Annotated in this window: 12 protein-coding genes; 8 read left to right on the forward strand and 4 right to left on the reverse strand. The window is 45.4% G+C overall.

The window, feature by feature from the left end; all coding sequences use genetic code 11:
• Positions 1–6 precede the first annotated feature (6 nt).
• The 5 genes from QNH28_RS08280 (at position 7) to QNH28_RS08300 (ending at position 5,947) form a co-directional block, all read left to right on the forward strand.
• On the forward strand, positions 7–2,745 hold the full coding sequence (locus tag QNH28_RS08280; RefSeq protein ID WP_283910945.1) for a GH36-type glycosyl hydrolase domain-containing protein: 2,739 nt from the start codon (positions 7–9) through the stop codon (positions 2,743–2,745).
• Between the two features lie 149 nt (positions 2,746–2,894).
• A complete protein-coding gene (locus QNH28_RS08285) occupies positions 2,895–3,782 on the forward strand; it encodes a hypothetical protein (RefSeq protein WP_283910946.1) in 888 nt (295 codons plus the stop codon).
• Positions 3,783–3,892: 110 nt separating this feature from the next.
• Positions 3,893–4,981 carry a 3-phosphoserine/phosphohydroxythreonine transaminase gene (gene serC, locus QNH28_RS08290; RefSeq protein ID WP_283910947.1) on the forward strand — a complete coding sequence of 363 codons (1,089 nt, stop codon included), beginning with the start codon at positions 3,893–3,895 and terminating at the stop codon, positions 4,979–4,981.
• Positions 4,982–5,104: 123 nt separating this feature from the next.
• A complete protein-coding gene (gene trmL / locus QNH28_RS08295; RefSeq protein WP_042125678.1) occupies positions 5,105–5,569 on the forward strand; it encodes a tRNA (uridine(34)/cytosine(34)/5-carboxymethylaminomethyluridine(34)-2'-O)-methyltransferase TrmL in 465 nt (154 codons plus the stop codon).
• 123 nt (positions 5,570–5,692) lie between these two features.
• The gene (locus QNH28_RS08300) at positions 5,693–5,947 is read left to right on the forward strand and encodes an AbrB/MazE/SpoVT family DNA-binding domain-containing protein (protein ID WP_039871533.1); all 255 of its coding nucleotides are present in this window, start codon (positions 5,693–5,695) and stop codon (positions 5,945–5,947) included.
• A gap of 365 nt (positions 5,948–6,312) precedes the next feature.
• Here QNH28_RS08300 and QNH28_RS08305 read toward each other — a convergent pair whose 3' ends face one another.
• Together QNH28_RS08305 and QNH28_RS08310 are read right to left on the reverse strand one after the other, a co-directional pair.
• Complete coding sequence (locus tag QNH28_RS08305; protein ID WP_283910948.1) at positions 6,313–7,380, reverse strand: phosphodiester glycosidase family protein; 1,068 nt, start codon at positions 7,378–7,380, stop codon at positions 6,313–6,315.
• Positions 7,377–7,784, reverse strand: coding sequence for a hypothetical protein (locus QNH28_RS08310; RefSeq protein WP_283910949.1), 408 nt, complete (start codon positions 7,782–7,784; stop codon positions 7,377–7,379). The genes QNH28_RS08305 and QNH28_RS08310 overlap by 4 nt, the downstream gene beginning before the upstream one ends.
• A 283-nt stretch (positions 7,785–8,067) precedes the next feature.
• On the opposite strand from QNH28_RS08310, the gene QNH28_RS08315 reads away from it, so the two are divergent.
• Complete coding sequence (locus QNH28_RS08315) at positions 8,068–8,724, forward strand: DNA-binding response regulator (RefSeq protein WP_042186245.1); 657 nt, start codon at positions 8,068–8,070, stop codon at positions 8,722–8,724.
• A 139-nt stretch (positions 8,725–8,863) separates the two neighbouring features.
• On the forward strand, positions 8,864–10,081 hold the full coding sequence (locus QNH28_RS08320) for an aminotransferase-like domain-containing protein (protein WP_283910950.1): 1,218 nt from the start codon (positions 8,864–8,866) through the stop codon (positions 10,079–10,081).
• A gap of 783 nt (positions 10,082–10,864) precedes the next feature.
• Here the strand turns inward: QNH28_RS08320 and QNH28_RS08325 are convergent.
• Positions 10,865–11,008: a DUF2161 family putative PD-(D/E)XK-type phosphodiesterase gene (locus QNH28_RS08325; protein ID WP_283910951.1), complete on the reverse strand. Its 144-nt coding sequence runs from the start codon at positions 11,006–11,008 to the stop codon at positions 10,865–10,867.
• On the reverse strand, positions 10,948–11,802 hold the full coding sequence (locus QNH28_RS08330; RefSeq protein WP_283910952.1) for a DUF2161 family putative PD-(D/E)XK-type phosphodiesterase: 855 nt from the start codon (positions 11,800–11,802) through the stop codon (positions 10,948–10,950). Before QNH28_RS08330 ends, QNH28_RS08325 begins: the two co-directional genes overlap by 61 nt.
• Before the next feature lie 181 nt (positions 11,803–11,983).
• Here QNH28_RS08330 and QNH28_RS08335 point away from each other — a divergent pair, with 181 nt between their 5' ends.
• Positions 11,984–13,879, forward strand: coding sequence for a PrkA family serine protein kinase (locus QNH28_RS08335; protein WP_283910953.1), 1,896 nt, complete (start codon positions 11,984–11,986; stop codon positions 13,877–13,879).
• Positions 13,880–14,311: the final 432 nt, after the last annotated feature.

Below are 14,311 nucleotides of genomic sequence, written 5' to 3' on the forward strand. Positions count from 1 at the left end.
GGGACAATGGACCGCAAAAAAATTCAAGGCTTTGAATTCACCGGGAAGGATGGGGAGTTCAAGCTTCAGCAACCGGATCATAGTAGTTTCTTATACTTCCCTCTAGTAAATGAGGGGGGGATGATGTCGACTGTAACCCCGAAGCTTCATGGTCAGGCGACAACAGGTCATAATACATTTTTAACACCGCCATTATCTGTTGAAGATTTGCATAATTCACGCGCCTCACGTAATTTCTGGGTTTACGTCGAAGGCAAGGGTGCTTGGTCTGCAGCTGGAAACTCTGCTAAGCAAAATGCAGCGTTCTACACCCCATCTGCTGATGATGCAGTACTTGAGGCTGGATTCCTATGGCATCGTGTCACTCGCAGCAACTCTGAGATGGGTGTCAAAGCTGAGATTACCAGTTTCGTACCTAGCGGTAACGATAAAGTAGAACTAATGAAAGTTACATTGACGAACACAGGAGCAGAGAAGCTTACTCTTACGCCAACGGCTGTAGTCCCATTGTATGCCCGTTCGGCTGATGATCTGCGGGATCATAGACATGTAACCTCTCTGCTGAACCGGATTTACACTTCAGCTTATGGTGTTGAGGTTCAACCTGCACTTTCTTTCGATGAGCGTGGTCATCGCATTAATCATACCTCTTACGGTGTATTTGGAGCGGAAGGTGACGGTAGCCAACCTGCTGGTTTCTTCCCTATACAAGAAGATTTCATCGGTGAAGGTGGAAGCTTGGATTGGCCTGAAGCGGTTATCCTGAATACTACTCCGGAGATCGGTAAAGGTGGTGGCGTGGAAAGAGAGGGTTACGAAGCCGTTGGTGGCCTTCGTTTTGCTCCAATTACCTTGTCTCCTGGTGAAAGCCATTCTTATGTCGTAGTTATGGCGATTGATAGTGATAGAATTAACGTTGAAGCAATGATGGGCAAATATGGTACATCTGAAGCTTTTGATCATCTGCTAGAGGAAACCAAAGCATTCTGGGCAGATAAAGTGAATATGGTTGAATTTCATACCGGCGATTCGGATGCGGATCAATGGATGAAATGGGTAACCATTCAACCGGTCCTTAGAAGACTGTATGGTAACTCCTTCTTACCGTATCATGATTATGGAAGAGGCGGACGTGGCTGGCGAGATCTTTGGCAAGACTGTTTGGCACTGCTCATTATGGAGCCTGCCGAAGTTCGTAGCCTACTCTTCAACAATTACGCTGGTGTGCGAATTGATGGCAGTAACGCAACCATTATCGGTCAACAGCCAGGTGAATTTATAGCTGACCGTAACAATATTCCTCGTGTATGGATGGATCATGGAGCATGGCCGTTTTTAACAACGATGCTCTATCTGGATCAGAGTGGTGATCTGGATTTCTTATTGCAAGAACAGACTTATTTCCGGGATACTTTTATGAGTCGCTGTAAGGAACGGGATACTTCTTGGGATACCTCTGCAGGCAGTGATCTTAGAACCGCTTCTGGGGAAATTTACAAAGGTACAATTCTGGAACATATTTTGCTGCAAAATCTAGTTCCGTTCTTTAATGTAGGAGAACATAATAATATCCTGCTCGAAGGCGCGGATTGGAATGATGGTCTCGATATGGGGGCGGATCGCGGAGAGAGCGTAGCTTTTACATCTTTCTATGCTAGCAATCTATTAGATATTTCTCGGATGTTGCGTACCCTTAAGACTTCTAAAGGTCAGGTAACTGTTGAATTGGCCGAAGAAATGCAGTTGCTGTTGGATTCCCTTAACGAGTCTGTGGATTACGGTTCTGTATCAGGCAAGCATGAGAGATTGGATCAATATTATGCTGCCGCACCAAATAAGGTGAGCGGAGTTCGTGTATCTCTTAATATTGATAAAGTAGCTGACGATCTGGAGCAAAAAGCGGAATGGATATTCAACCATTTGCGTAACAACGAGTGGGTACAGAGTGAGAATGGTGATGGCTGGTTTAACGGTTATTATAATAACGATGGTGAACAGGTAGAGGGAGAATTTTCTGAAGGCGTTCGTATGACGCTTACGGGTCAAGTGTTCCCATTAATGGGGCATGCAGCGGCTCCGGAGCAAATTCCACACATTATTGCTGCTGTAGATCGTAATCTGTTAGATGACAAGATTGGATACAGGCTTAATTCCCGTTTCGGTGGGATTCAGCAGAATCTGGGTCGTGCTTTTGGCTTTGCTTTTGGCCATAAAGAAAATGGGGCTATGTTCAGTCACATGACCATCATGTATGGAAACGCGTTGTACAAACGTGGTTATGTAAAAGAAGGCCATAAGGTCCTCGAATCTCTTTACAGCTTGAGTACAGATTTCGCAAAAGCGCGTATTTACCCAGGTATTCCTGAATATATTAACGAGCAAGGCAGAGGAATGTATACGTATCTAACAGGCTCGGCAAGCTGGCTCTTGCTAACCATGGTTACTGAAGTATTTGGGGTGAAGGGTAAGCTGGGTGATCTATTGCTAGAACCTAAGTTAGTAAAAGAACAATTTGATTCCGAGGGTAAAGCATCAATTAAGACGATCTTTGCAGATCGTGAGTTTGAAGTGGTCTATAAAGCTACAGGAAGCTTTAACTACGGAGAGTACCAAATACACTCCATTACCTTGAATGGCAGTGAGGTGACGCTGCAGCGTGGCTCAGGAAGTGCGATTATTCCACGTGAAGAGCTACTCGCTCTGCAGACAGAGAAGCGTCACGTGATTGAAGTGACTCTGGCGTAATCTTAACAAGATTTTATTAAAAACGTCTGCACCGTTATGAATAGCGGCTGCAGACGTTTTTTTGAAAATTATAAAAACTACGTTTATTCATAGATGATATAATGGGGCTAATTTACTTATTTGTTGAATGATTGAAAGGGGTGTGAAGGATGGCTTGCAGGCTGTCGAATGGCGTATTATCTGTTGATATCGCTGATATTGGAGAAGATTATAAAGGGACTCGTTTTGACTGGACGGGGTTTATCACACAGGTTACGTTAGAAAAGGGTAACCATACGTTTTGTGTGCCAGAAAGCTTGAAGGAAGGCGAAGGCACTGGTGGAAGTGGATTGTGCAACGAGTTTGGCATTTCCCGGGCAATTGGGTATGATGAAGCACCGATCGGAGGCTGGTTTCCAAAGCCCGGAATCGGATTGTTACAAAAGCTGGATTCTCAGAGCTATAGCTTTATTAGCGAATATCCACTAACCCCCTTTGCTATTGATATGGAGGTTAGGGATGATTCGGTTACATATTCTGTCCAGCCGATGGAAAGCAATGGATACGCGGTTCTTTTGACCAAAACGATCTCTATAAAGGACGATCAATTAAAAATTGCATATGAATTGCATAACAAAGGGGAAAAACCATTTCAAACCGAGGAGTACATCCACAATTTCATCGGAATCGATGGTTTAAATATAGGTTCGGATTTTGAGTTGCGTCTCTCGAATGTGCTCAAAGTAGAAGAACCAGAATCTCAATACACGAACAATTTGCTAGAGGTATCTGGTAATACTCTCACTTGGTCAGAAGAGCCAGACCGATTCTTCTACTGCAAGCTGAGTGGCTGGGGAGACCCAGATGCTGAGTTCAATTGGGAGTTGGTTCATAAGCCTAGTGGAACAGGAGTACGTGAGAGCGGAGATTTCCCAGTTGCACGAATGGCGCTATGGGGAGAACGTCATGTGGTCTCGCCTGAAGTTTTTGTGAACATTAGTCTTTTACCGCATGAAAGCAAGTCCTGGAGCCGAACTTATCATTTTTTCACATCATGATAAGCACTAATTCAAGCTTTTATGTGAATAATTATACTTGCTGGTGTGTGAGATTATTGCTATCATAAGCGATATCCATATTGATAGGAGAGAAAGGGTGGGGAGTAGTTTTGAATAAGAGAGCATACAATTTTAATGCCGGACCGGCAGCGTTGCCGCTTACGGTACTGGAACGCGCACAAGCGGAGTTTGTTGATTTCCGAGAAAGTGGAATGTCTATCATGGAGATGTCGCACCGTGGAGCAATCTACGAATCCGTGCATAATGAAGCGCAGGAACGTCTGCTTTCGCTCCTCGGCAATCCGAAGGGCTATAAGGTATTGTTCGTACAAGGTGGAGCAAGCACACAGTTTGCTATGATCCCTATGAACCTGATTTCCGAAGGCCAAGTAGGTAGCTATGTTATGACAGGTAGCTGGGCAGATAAGGCTTATAAAGAAGCTAAATTGGTAGGGGGCGCTCATGTTGCTGCTTCTTCCGAAGACAAGAAATTCTTAGCTATACCTGAATTGAGTTCGATTAAAGCTGCGGAAAATGCTGCCTACCTTCACGTTACTTCCAATGAGACCATTGAAGGAACGCAATATGCAGAGTATCCGGATGCTGGCTCGATTCCGCTCATCGCAGATATGTCCAGTGATATCCTTTGCCGGCCAATCGATGTCAACCAATTCGGAATGATCTATGCTGGAGCACAAAAGAACCTTGGTCCTTCCGGTGTGACTGTAGTTATTGCTAAAGAGGAATTGCTCGCAGAATCACCTTCTAACATTCCAACTATCATGCGTTACAGCACTCATTACAAAAATAACTCTCTTTACAATACACCTCCATCTTTCTCTGTATATATGGTTAACGAAGTATTAAAATGGATTGAGGAGCAAGGTGGTCTTGCTGGTATCCATTCCAAGAACCTTGGAAAAGCGGGTCTATTATATGATCACATCGATGGAAGTGACGGCTTCTACAGTGGTGTTGCTGAGAAGAGCAGTCGCTCCATTATGAATGTTACCTTCCGGATGCAATCGGAAGACCTCGAAAAACGGTTTGTTAAAGCCGCTGAACTGGAAGGTTTTGTCGGCTTAAAGGGACATCGTAGTGTGGGTGGCTTGCGCGCTTCCATTTACAATGCAGTTCCTTATGAAAGTGTTAAGGCACTTTCCGATTTCATGAACCATTTCCGGCAAACTCAAGGTTAATGGACTCTATCGTAAACCTTCCGCCTATGGGTGGAAGGTTTTCAGTTTGTTTGGAGAAGCTATGGTTATGCACTAGAGTAAAACATCGGGCTAATAAGCCTATAGAGAGGAAGGAACCATATAATGGCACTCCATATCGTATTAGTTGAGCCGGAAATCCCGGCCAATACTGGAAACATTGCGCGTACCTGCGCAGCAACAGGCACTCATCTTCACCTGGTTCGCCCGCTCGGATTCCGTACGGACGATGCTACATTGAAAAGAGCAGGACTAGATTACTGGCATGCAGTTAACATTGAATACCACGACTCTTTTGCTGAGGTGCTTGAGAAGTACAGTGAGGGACGTTTCTTTTATGCAACAACGAAAGCTGAGAAGAGATATAGCGACTTTGATTTTCAAGATGGAGATTTCTTTGTCTTTGGTAAAGAAACGAAGGGTCTTTCTGCTGAAATTCTGGAAGCGGGTAAAGAAACAAAAATGCGCATGCCAATGAGTGATGCTGTGAGATCGTTAAATTTATCGAATTCTGCGGCTATTATTGTATACGAAGCCCTTCGACAACTGGATTTCCCTAATCTTGTTTAGAAAAAGACATTTTTTTTGTTTTTTTCAGCAGGATTCGACAATTTAATAACGAAATATAATGAATGAGCCGAAATAAATAGTAGCTACAAATTATTAGTTGAACAGGAGAGGTGTACGTTAGATATGAAACCTGCTGGTGTAGTTCGCAAAGTGGATCAGCTGGGTAGAATTGTTCTGCCTAAGTCCCTGCGTAAAAGGTATCAAATGAATGAAGGCGACCCGGTTGAAATTTTGGTACAGGGTGACCATATCATCTTGGAGCGTTACCGTCCAAAATGTGTTTTCTGTGGATCGATGGAAGGTGTAAGTGAATATAAAGATCGTTATATTTGCGCTGCATGCCTCTCGGAAATGACACAATTGCCAAGACACGCCTAGGAAGTACATATTTACACATTTAGAATTCTGACAGCCTATAGTTTTCTAAACAAAGAAACTGTCCCATTCGTAGACTTCTTCTACTTATGAGGCAGTTTTTTGTTTCATACTTATAAAAAATGCCTCAGAGCCAAGTGGCTACTGAGACATTTCTTGCTTATAAGCCTTTTGTTTTGTCGTCGTTGTAAGAAGAGGTAAGGATGCCGACCATAAATAACACAAATACGAACGTTACGATCCAAAAGGTTAATGAGAACGACATACTGGCACCTCCATTAGCAAATGTATTCGTTATCAAGATTATAACCTGCAAATCAATAAAAATAAACGCAAATGTGATATGTTGCATAGACATTTTACTATAATCATTCAAAAAACAGGAAATTCGTAGGAACAGCTCTGAGATTTCCATCCGATGGTTTGTTGACTACTCTTCCGTTGAAGATGAGCGAAGACGATCCTCCACCATCCAGATTATAAGCATCCATCACGCCCATGTTATATAGCTTGTTCTGAATTTCCTCTAGCTGTGCTCCAGAGCTACCTAGCTCATTATATCCATCCGCTACAAAGATGAGAAGCTGATCATCCTTATAATTACCGATAACTGTACGTGGCGCCCGATTAGGGGATGTTTTCCACTTTTCCGGGATGGGTACTTTGACGTTGTTCTTAAGTAGAACAGGCACAAAGGTTGCACCGAATACGGGTTCGAGTTGATCTAACTGTGCACGACTGTAGAATTTTCCGCCGATTAACTGGCCGGATTTATTGAGACCTACGAAGCTGAGATCCTTGAATGTCGGCTCGAAACCATTGAGATACTTTCCATCAACGACAGTTGTGCTTAAGGGATAGCGTTTTCCGGCTTTATCCGCAAAGCCTCCAGCATTAATACCTGCAATAGCGCCATGACTTTGTACAGCATGCATAGTGGTTTCTGCGCCACCAGTAGCCTCCTCAGCAAGACTCATCTGCATCGCAGTAGGATCCTTCAATTTGATCTTTAAAGCATAGGCCTTATAGTTACCTGGATTCAGCTGATACAGCTCGATTCTAATCCGGTCGCTGCTAAGGACCTCAGAAGGTATGCCAAGCTTGGCGGAAATCCGGCGGTTGTAGATAAGCTCAGGACGGCTCGCTTGAGTCTTCGCAGTCTCTACCAGCTTATTCATTACAGCAGTGGTTCCTTTATATAGCTTCGCACTAGCGCTGATTGCATCTATAGTGTAGGATACAGTGCCTTCGGCTAGGGTTAGATCCTTTTTTAGGTCAGCTGTTTCATTCAGAGGTCCTGAAATAGCTGTGAATTGTCCTACATCAAGATCCAGCTCGAGCGGTGGTCGATACCACCACATACATATCAGTAAACCTAAAAAAGGTGCGGTTAGAAGCAGAAAGAAACGGTTTACTCTTTTTACTGGCGTCATCATTTGATCAGATCCATTTTTTTCTTCAAGGCTTCTAACTGTTTGTTAACTTCGCTCAATTGCGTATATAGCTTATTACTATTGTCTGTCTTGGCACTAGCATTATCTTTAGTGAAGGTTAATAGTTCGTTAAAACTTTGCACAGTATTCTGCAATTCCTTCACCTCTTCAGTGAGAACGGCAATTTTTGATTCATAGTCGGTCTTCAGAACGGTAAGTTGCTGCTGGCTCTGAGTGCTAAGTTCGCTTAGCACCTGCTGCTTCAGATGGTTCGTGTAGCTGTATACAGCATATACACCAATTCCAATCATCACGATCCAGAACAGTAAAAACCATTTTACGGAAGGGCCGTTTCTCACAGCAGCACGGCGCGAGTGTACCGGTGACGTTTCCGCTAGCGGTTGCATTTGATCACCTCGGGTTGGTCTTTTTTTCAAGTCCCCATTCTATCAGACTTTGACTAGTTTCGCAAAAATGTAAGAGAGTGTGAAAACTAGAAAAAGTAATTGCATCCTATTAAACTACTGCGATACAATTTCTATAGATTGGAATTTCTGATAGACGTACTCAAGGTAACCAGCGAGAGAATAAACGAACAAGTCATCATACTTCCTTGCTTGCGTTTAAACCGGAAACGCTGCGGCGCTTTCCTTTCTGGATGATTATATAAAGCAGGAGGTCTGGGCATTAATGATGAAGGTTTGGCAGGTGGTTATTGTGGGGTGTCATCCTACAAGTATGCTGGGGACAAAATTGATTTTGGAAGAGGGAGGAGAGCTTAAAGTTCTAGGAATGTATTCAACTTGGGACGAAGGCGCTTCCATCGTAAGGGAAAAGAATCCCGAGCTAGTGCTGGCAGATTATCATATGCCTGAAGGTAATATTGAGAGTGTGCTGTTAAATATGAAAAAAAGCTCACCAAACTCACATTTTGTCGTGATGACGGATGAAGACGGCAGGGATCTGCTTCAGCCCCTCATAGAGCTAGGAGCCAGCGGGATATTCTCCAAAGGAGCATCTCCACATCAGCTTTTACAGCTAATCCTGGGTTTGCGAGTAGGTTTTCTTTCAATGCCGCTAGAATGGATAGAAAAAGGATCCTGGCCGATTTCGACATCTAAAGGACTGGATGATGTTCTGCAGCTGACGCAGACAGAGATGTTTATTATGGAGCGAATCGTACAGGGGATTACCTATGATAAAATAGCGCTTGAAATTGCAGTAAGTCGTCGTTCGATTGACAATTACTTGCGCAAAATTTATGTGAAGCTTGATGTTTCAACGCGAGCGCAGGCCATTGAGAAATTTGCTCTCTTTTCAAGACAAAACAGGCAAATCTACGCATAACCCAAGCTATACGACATAATGGCGGTAAAGGCGGAATATTCTTGAAATAGAAGAAAGCATATCACGTTGAATGGATAATCGTCCTTGGAAGAGGATAACTAAGCCATTTCTTCTTGGTACTAGGGAAGGGGGATTTCGCATGCTTTACCAATTTTCTGCTCGCGCGCACACACTGCTATCGTCACCGCTTCTAAGTATTCGCACCCAAACACGGAGAAGCTCCATGATATCGCTTGCTGAAGAATTACCAGCGGAAGAACTGTTCCCATTATCGCTGCTTGCCGAAGCAGCCTCTACGGTGATATCTGCAGATGCTGGGGCACTTCAATATGGTGATCCTGTAGGATATGGTCCACTTCGGGAGTGGCTTGCCGGGGATTGGCTCAGAGAAAAAGGGGTAACTGTTACTGAAGGTGGAGTTCTGCTAACAACGGGGAGCCAGCAAGCGATTGATTTGTTGTCGCGGGTGTATATTGATCCGGGAGATCGCGTATTAGTAGAAAATCCGACATCTCCAGGCTTCCTACAAACGCTTCGGATGCAGGGGGCTATCATTATTCCCGTAGAGGGTGACTTGGACGGGCTTGATCCAGATCATTTGCGGAAGCAAATTGAACTGCATAAGCCTAAGATGCTGTTCGCAACACCAAGCTTTACGAATCCAAGTGGCATCCTATGGAGCTTACAGAGACGGCGTGAGGTGTTGGATCTTTGTATCGCGTATAACATCCTGATTGTAGAAGATGATTCTTATGGTGATTTACATTTCCAGAAGTATGGTGAACATTGGGCCACAAGATATCCATCCTTGTATGCGCTGGAAAATATAAGTGATGGCGGACACGTATTATATATCGGTTCTTTCAGCAAGACCGTTGCGCCCGCGCTGCGGACGGGCTGGGCTGCAGGTAGCCGGGAAGTGATCGGGATGATGGCTGCTGCCAAGCAGATGGCAGACTGGCAATCGAGTGCATTAAATCAACGGCTCTTGCATCATTTATTGGATGTGACCGCTTTTGATCTTCGCGAGCATATTACGCAGCTCAACCGAGAATATAACACCAGACTGAAGTTAATGGTGGAACTGCTTAAACGACCAGCTTGGAAGGGAAGCTCCTACGATTTGCCGTCAGGAGGTATGTTCCTATGGGTATCTCCGCCAGAGGGAATGGAGGTTATGGCACTGCTGAAATGTGCGTTAGGTAAGGGGGTGGCATTTTTGCCAGGTCCGTTATGTAGTGTGGATGGAAGCGGAAATCACATTCGTCTTAACTTCAGCCATCCCGGTCGGGATGAGCTGTTGCTCGGGATGAATCTGATGAGCGAGGCGGTTAAGGAGTTCACGGCTCGGAGTTAGGTGGGGGGGCTGATCCATTGTACCCTGAAGAGTGTGCTTAATGAATGTTTAAGGAATCTGATGGATCGGACGTAAAAATGTGATGAGCAGGTTGATGAGCGGTCAAATGCGAAGGCAGATGTGCGATCAGATGCGCAAGGTGATGTGTTGGAGGATAAACTAGCAGCTCAGTATATTACACACCCGGAAAGTCATAACAGACAGAGTGAGGCATTAGGCAAGACGTAGAGTGGTGGGAAGGTCATTATAGGGAATTTCTCCCTATAAATTTCAGAAAAAGCCCTTTTTGTGGAGTAATCTATGCATTTATAGGGAGGAATTCCCTATATATCGGATTTTAGTGCGTATATTGAGTAATTATAGGGATGATTTCCCTTTAATTTAACTTGTCACCTTGAGATTAATGCTTCGAAGGTTAGATCTGTTTCTATGTTAACAAGAAGAGAAGCTTTAGCAAGGGATAGGAATAAGTAGTGGATAGAAAAAGAACTCGAAATTGAGTTCGAAGAGTAGTTTTGCTAAGCTAAAAGGTCTAGCTACTAGTAGGATATGAATGCGATATGAATGAGAAGTGGATCCGATATACATGAGGTACAAATGAGATAGGATTGAAATAAAAAAGCATCCCGAATGTGGGATGCTTTTTGGTGTTGTTTAGACACTTGTTATGTGTGCATTAGAATAATAAGTTTAAAATCCGAGTAAAGGATTAAATCCGAGTTAAAAGATTAGAATCCAAGTAAAGGATTAAAGTCGATAGAAGTTTTCTCAAGTATAGGCAAGCTAATTACTGAGATGATTGCTGTCATTGGAGGCGCCGCCAGTTATAGCGGCGTATTCCACTAGCGCGGCCTGACCGGCTGGGGTCAGGGTATAGCGTCCACGGCTGACACGGTGAAACCAGCCGTAGTAGTTGTGCTGCAGCATAGCGGCGGCGTTCGGTACGCCGCTACGCTTCCGCAGCTCGGCCGGAGAGATCCCGGCCGAGCGAGCGCTTGAGGCAGCGCTAGGGGCACCGCTTCGCGTGCCAGCCGCCGCTGCTCCTGTGCTGCCGTGTTCCCGGCAGCATGCCCCTCCGGCGCTGAGCTCAGCGCCGGGGCTCGTTCAGCGGTGCCTGCCGCTGAACGTCGGGCCGCTGCGAGCGAAGCCTTCGCAGCGGCCTTCTCGGCAGCGACGGCGGCTTCCGCCTCCGCTGCTTGCAGAGAAAGCGCGACACGCAGCGCTTTCTCGCGGTAGGCCGTCACGAGCTTGACGCGCGTGCTGCCACCGATGTTGTAGTCTCCGCTGCGCTCGCGAAACTCATAGAGCAGGCGCTCGCGCCGCCGCTTGTTGCTGCGCTGCGCTGGCGGCGTCTCGTCCGGCTCGACGAGCACCTCGACCAGCGGGGCTTTGGTCTTATAAAAAACAACGGTGACCAGTCCGAGACCGAGACGGCGGCATAACCCGCTAAGCTCGCCCCAGCGCTGGTTTACCGCTCCTTTTTTATCACGGACACGTTCCACTGCGAGATAGACCGTAGGACTGAGTTTTAGCCGCTCCACCCCTTGCAGAAGCAAGGCGAGGTTGAACGATTTTTTCATCTCTACGATTAGAGGGTGCTCTAAATCCTCACGAATACCCACCAAGTCGCAAGTCCGAACCTCACCCTTGATGCTGTATCCTTGCTTTTCAAAAAAAACCTTTAAAGGAGCATACAGCTCCGTTTCATGTCGTACCGCCATAGTGTCACTCCCGTAGCCCTTTATTTTCGGGTTCCCATTAAGGTTTTACTGCCTTTTTATGATTCTCTATTATAGCACAGCAAAAAAGAGGTCAACTATTCCGCGCTTGCCGCATAGGTATGTAATACACTTTTTAACGCTATAGGAGAGCAAGTAGGAGCGCAAGAGGAGGCAGCGAGCAATGGATATTTTTGAGCGAATAGCTTCGTATCGGGCTGAGAACGACCGTTTGGCGTGGAGCGGGACCTTCAAGCAGTATATAGAACTTTTGAGAAAAGACCCCTCTCCCGCTAAGACCGCTCACTCCCGCGTTTATGACATGATTAAGTCGCACGGCGTAGAGGACATAAACGGACGCAAACGCTATAAGTTTTTTGAACAGGAGATTTTTGGACTTGATCGTGCAGTCGAAAAGTTGGTCGAGGAATATTTTCATTCTGCAGCACGCCGGCTTGATGTTCGTAAACGGATTTTACTATTGATGGGACCTGTCAGTGGGGGGAAATCGACCCTAGTCACGCTGTTAAAAAGAGGTTTGGAACAATACTCGCGGACCGATGCGGGTGCGGTATATGCGATTGAGGGCTGCCCGATGCATGAAGATCCACTACATTTGATTCCCCTGGAGCTTCGTCCAGAGATTGAAAAAGAACTCGGTGTGCGTATTGAGGGCAACTTGTGCCCGTCCTGCCAAATGCGGCTGAGAAATGATTATGCGGGAGATATTGAGCAGGTGAAAGTGGCTCGTGTCATTTTGTCAGAAGAAGAGCGGGTAGGTATTGGTACCTTTAGTCCATCCGATCCGAAGTCGCAAGATATCGCCGATTTGACAGGAAGTATCGACTTTTCGACCATCACTGAATTTGGTTCGGAATCCGATCCGCGCGCTTACCGTTTTGACGGAGAGCTCAATAAAGCTAACCGTGGACTGATGGAGTTTCAGGAAATGCTCAAATGCGATGAAAAGTTTCTGTGGAACCTGCTGTCACTGACGCAAGAAGGCAATTTCAAGGCTGGTCGATTCGCGCTGATCAGTGCGGATGAAATGATCATAGCTCACACCAATGAAACCGAGTATAAGTCGTTTATTTCTAATAAAAAGAATGAAGCGCTCCAGTCCCGTATGATTGTCATGCCTGTTCCGTATAACCTTAGAGTATCGGAAGAGGAAAAAATCTACGCGAAGCTGATCGCCCAGAGTGATATGAACCATGTGCATATTGCGCCGCATGCGCTACGTGCCGCTGCTATTTTCTCAATCCTAACCCGTCTGAAAGAAAGCAAAAAACAAGGCATGGATCTGATCAAAAAGCTTCGCATGTATGATGGTGAAGAGGTCGAGGGCTACAAAGAAGCAGATCTTAAGGAGATGCAAACGGAGTATTTGGATGAGGGCATGTCCGGAATTGATCCGCGGTATGTTATCAACCGGATTTCCAGCGCTTTGATCAAAGGTGATCTGCAGTGCATGAACGCACTGGATGTGCTTCGGGCAATTAAAGACGGCCTGGATCAGCATCCATCGATTACGAAAGAGGAGCGGGAGCGTTATTTGAACTTCATCTCCATTGCTCGCAAGGAATATGACATTCTGGCCAAGAGCGAAGTGCAAAAGGCCTTCGTCTACTCCTTCGAGGAATCCGCCAAGACATTATTTGAGAATTATCTCGATAATATCGAAGCCTTCTGCAATTGGTCCAAAATCCGCGATCCGCTTACGGATGAGGAAATGGAGCCAGATGAGCGGTTAATGCGTTCGATTGAAGAGCAAATTGGCATCTCCGAGAATGCGAAAAAAGCGTTCCGTGAAGAGATTTTGATCCGTATTTCCGCGTATTCACGCAAAGGGAAGAAATTTGAGTACAACAACCATGACCGCCTGCGGGAAGCGATTGAGAAGAAGCTATTCACAGATCTCAAAGATATCGTCAAAATCACCACCTCGTCCAAAACGCCGGATGAAAGTCAGCTCAAACGGATCAACGAGGTATGTGCTAGACTGATTGATGGGCACCACTACTGCCCAATTTGCGCCAATGAGCTGCTGAAGTATGTGGGAAGTCTGCTTAATCGGTAAAAAAGAGTTCCTTTATGCGGCAGGGTGTTCCAAAAGCCATAAAAGTGGCTGCGGAGCACCCTTTTTTGCCCTTTTTTTAATTCCTCCTGTTACCCTCCTTCTGTTGATCTAAACGCCTCCGACCCCCCATCTGACTAATTTGGTTGTTACACGTAGGAAGATCGGAGCTGCTAAAGGACACAGATGACCCTAAAAGTTGATTTTGAGCACATTTAGAAGGTTATCGGACTCCATAGACGCTATTAGCAGGAAAAATGCTAAATATGACCCACTTATTGAGTAATAGCTGCACTGGAGTCCGAAACTCCGCTCAAAAGGCGATATTTTTGCAAATAACTTCATCTGGGTCCGAAAGCGAATGGGGATCGATGCATTTCATGATTGGGACAAGCTCTTGTTGTTGTACAGTAATCATGCAGCTCAGCAAAACAG

Source organism: Paenibacillus sp. G2S3, assembly GCF_030123105.1.
Lineage (GTDB): Bacteria > Bacillota > Bacilli > Paenibacillales > Paenibacillaceae > Paenibacillus_AQ.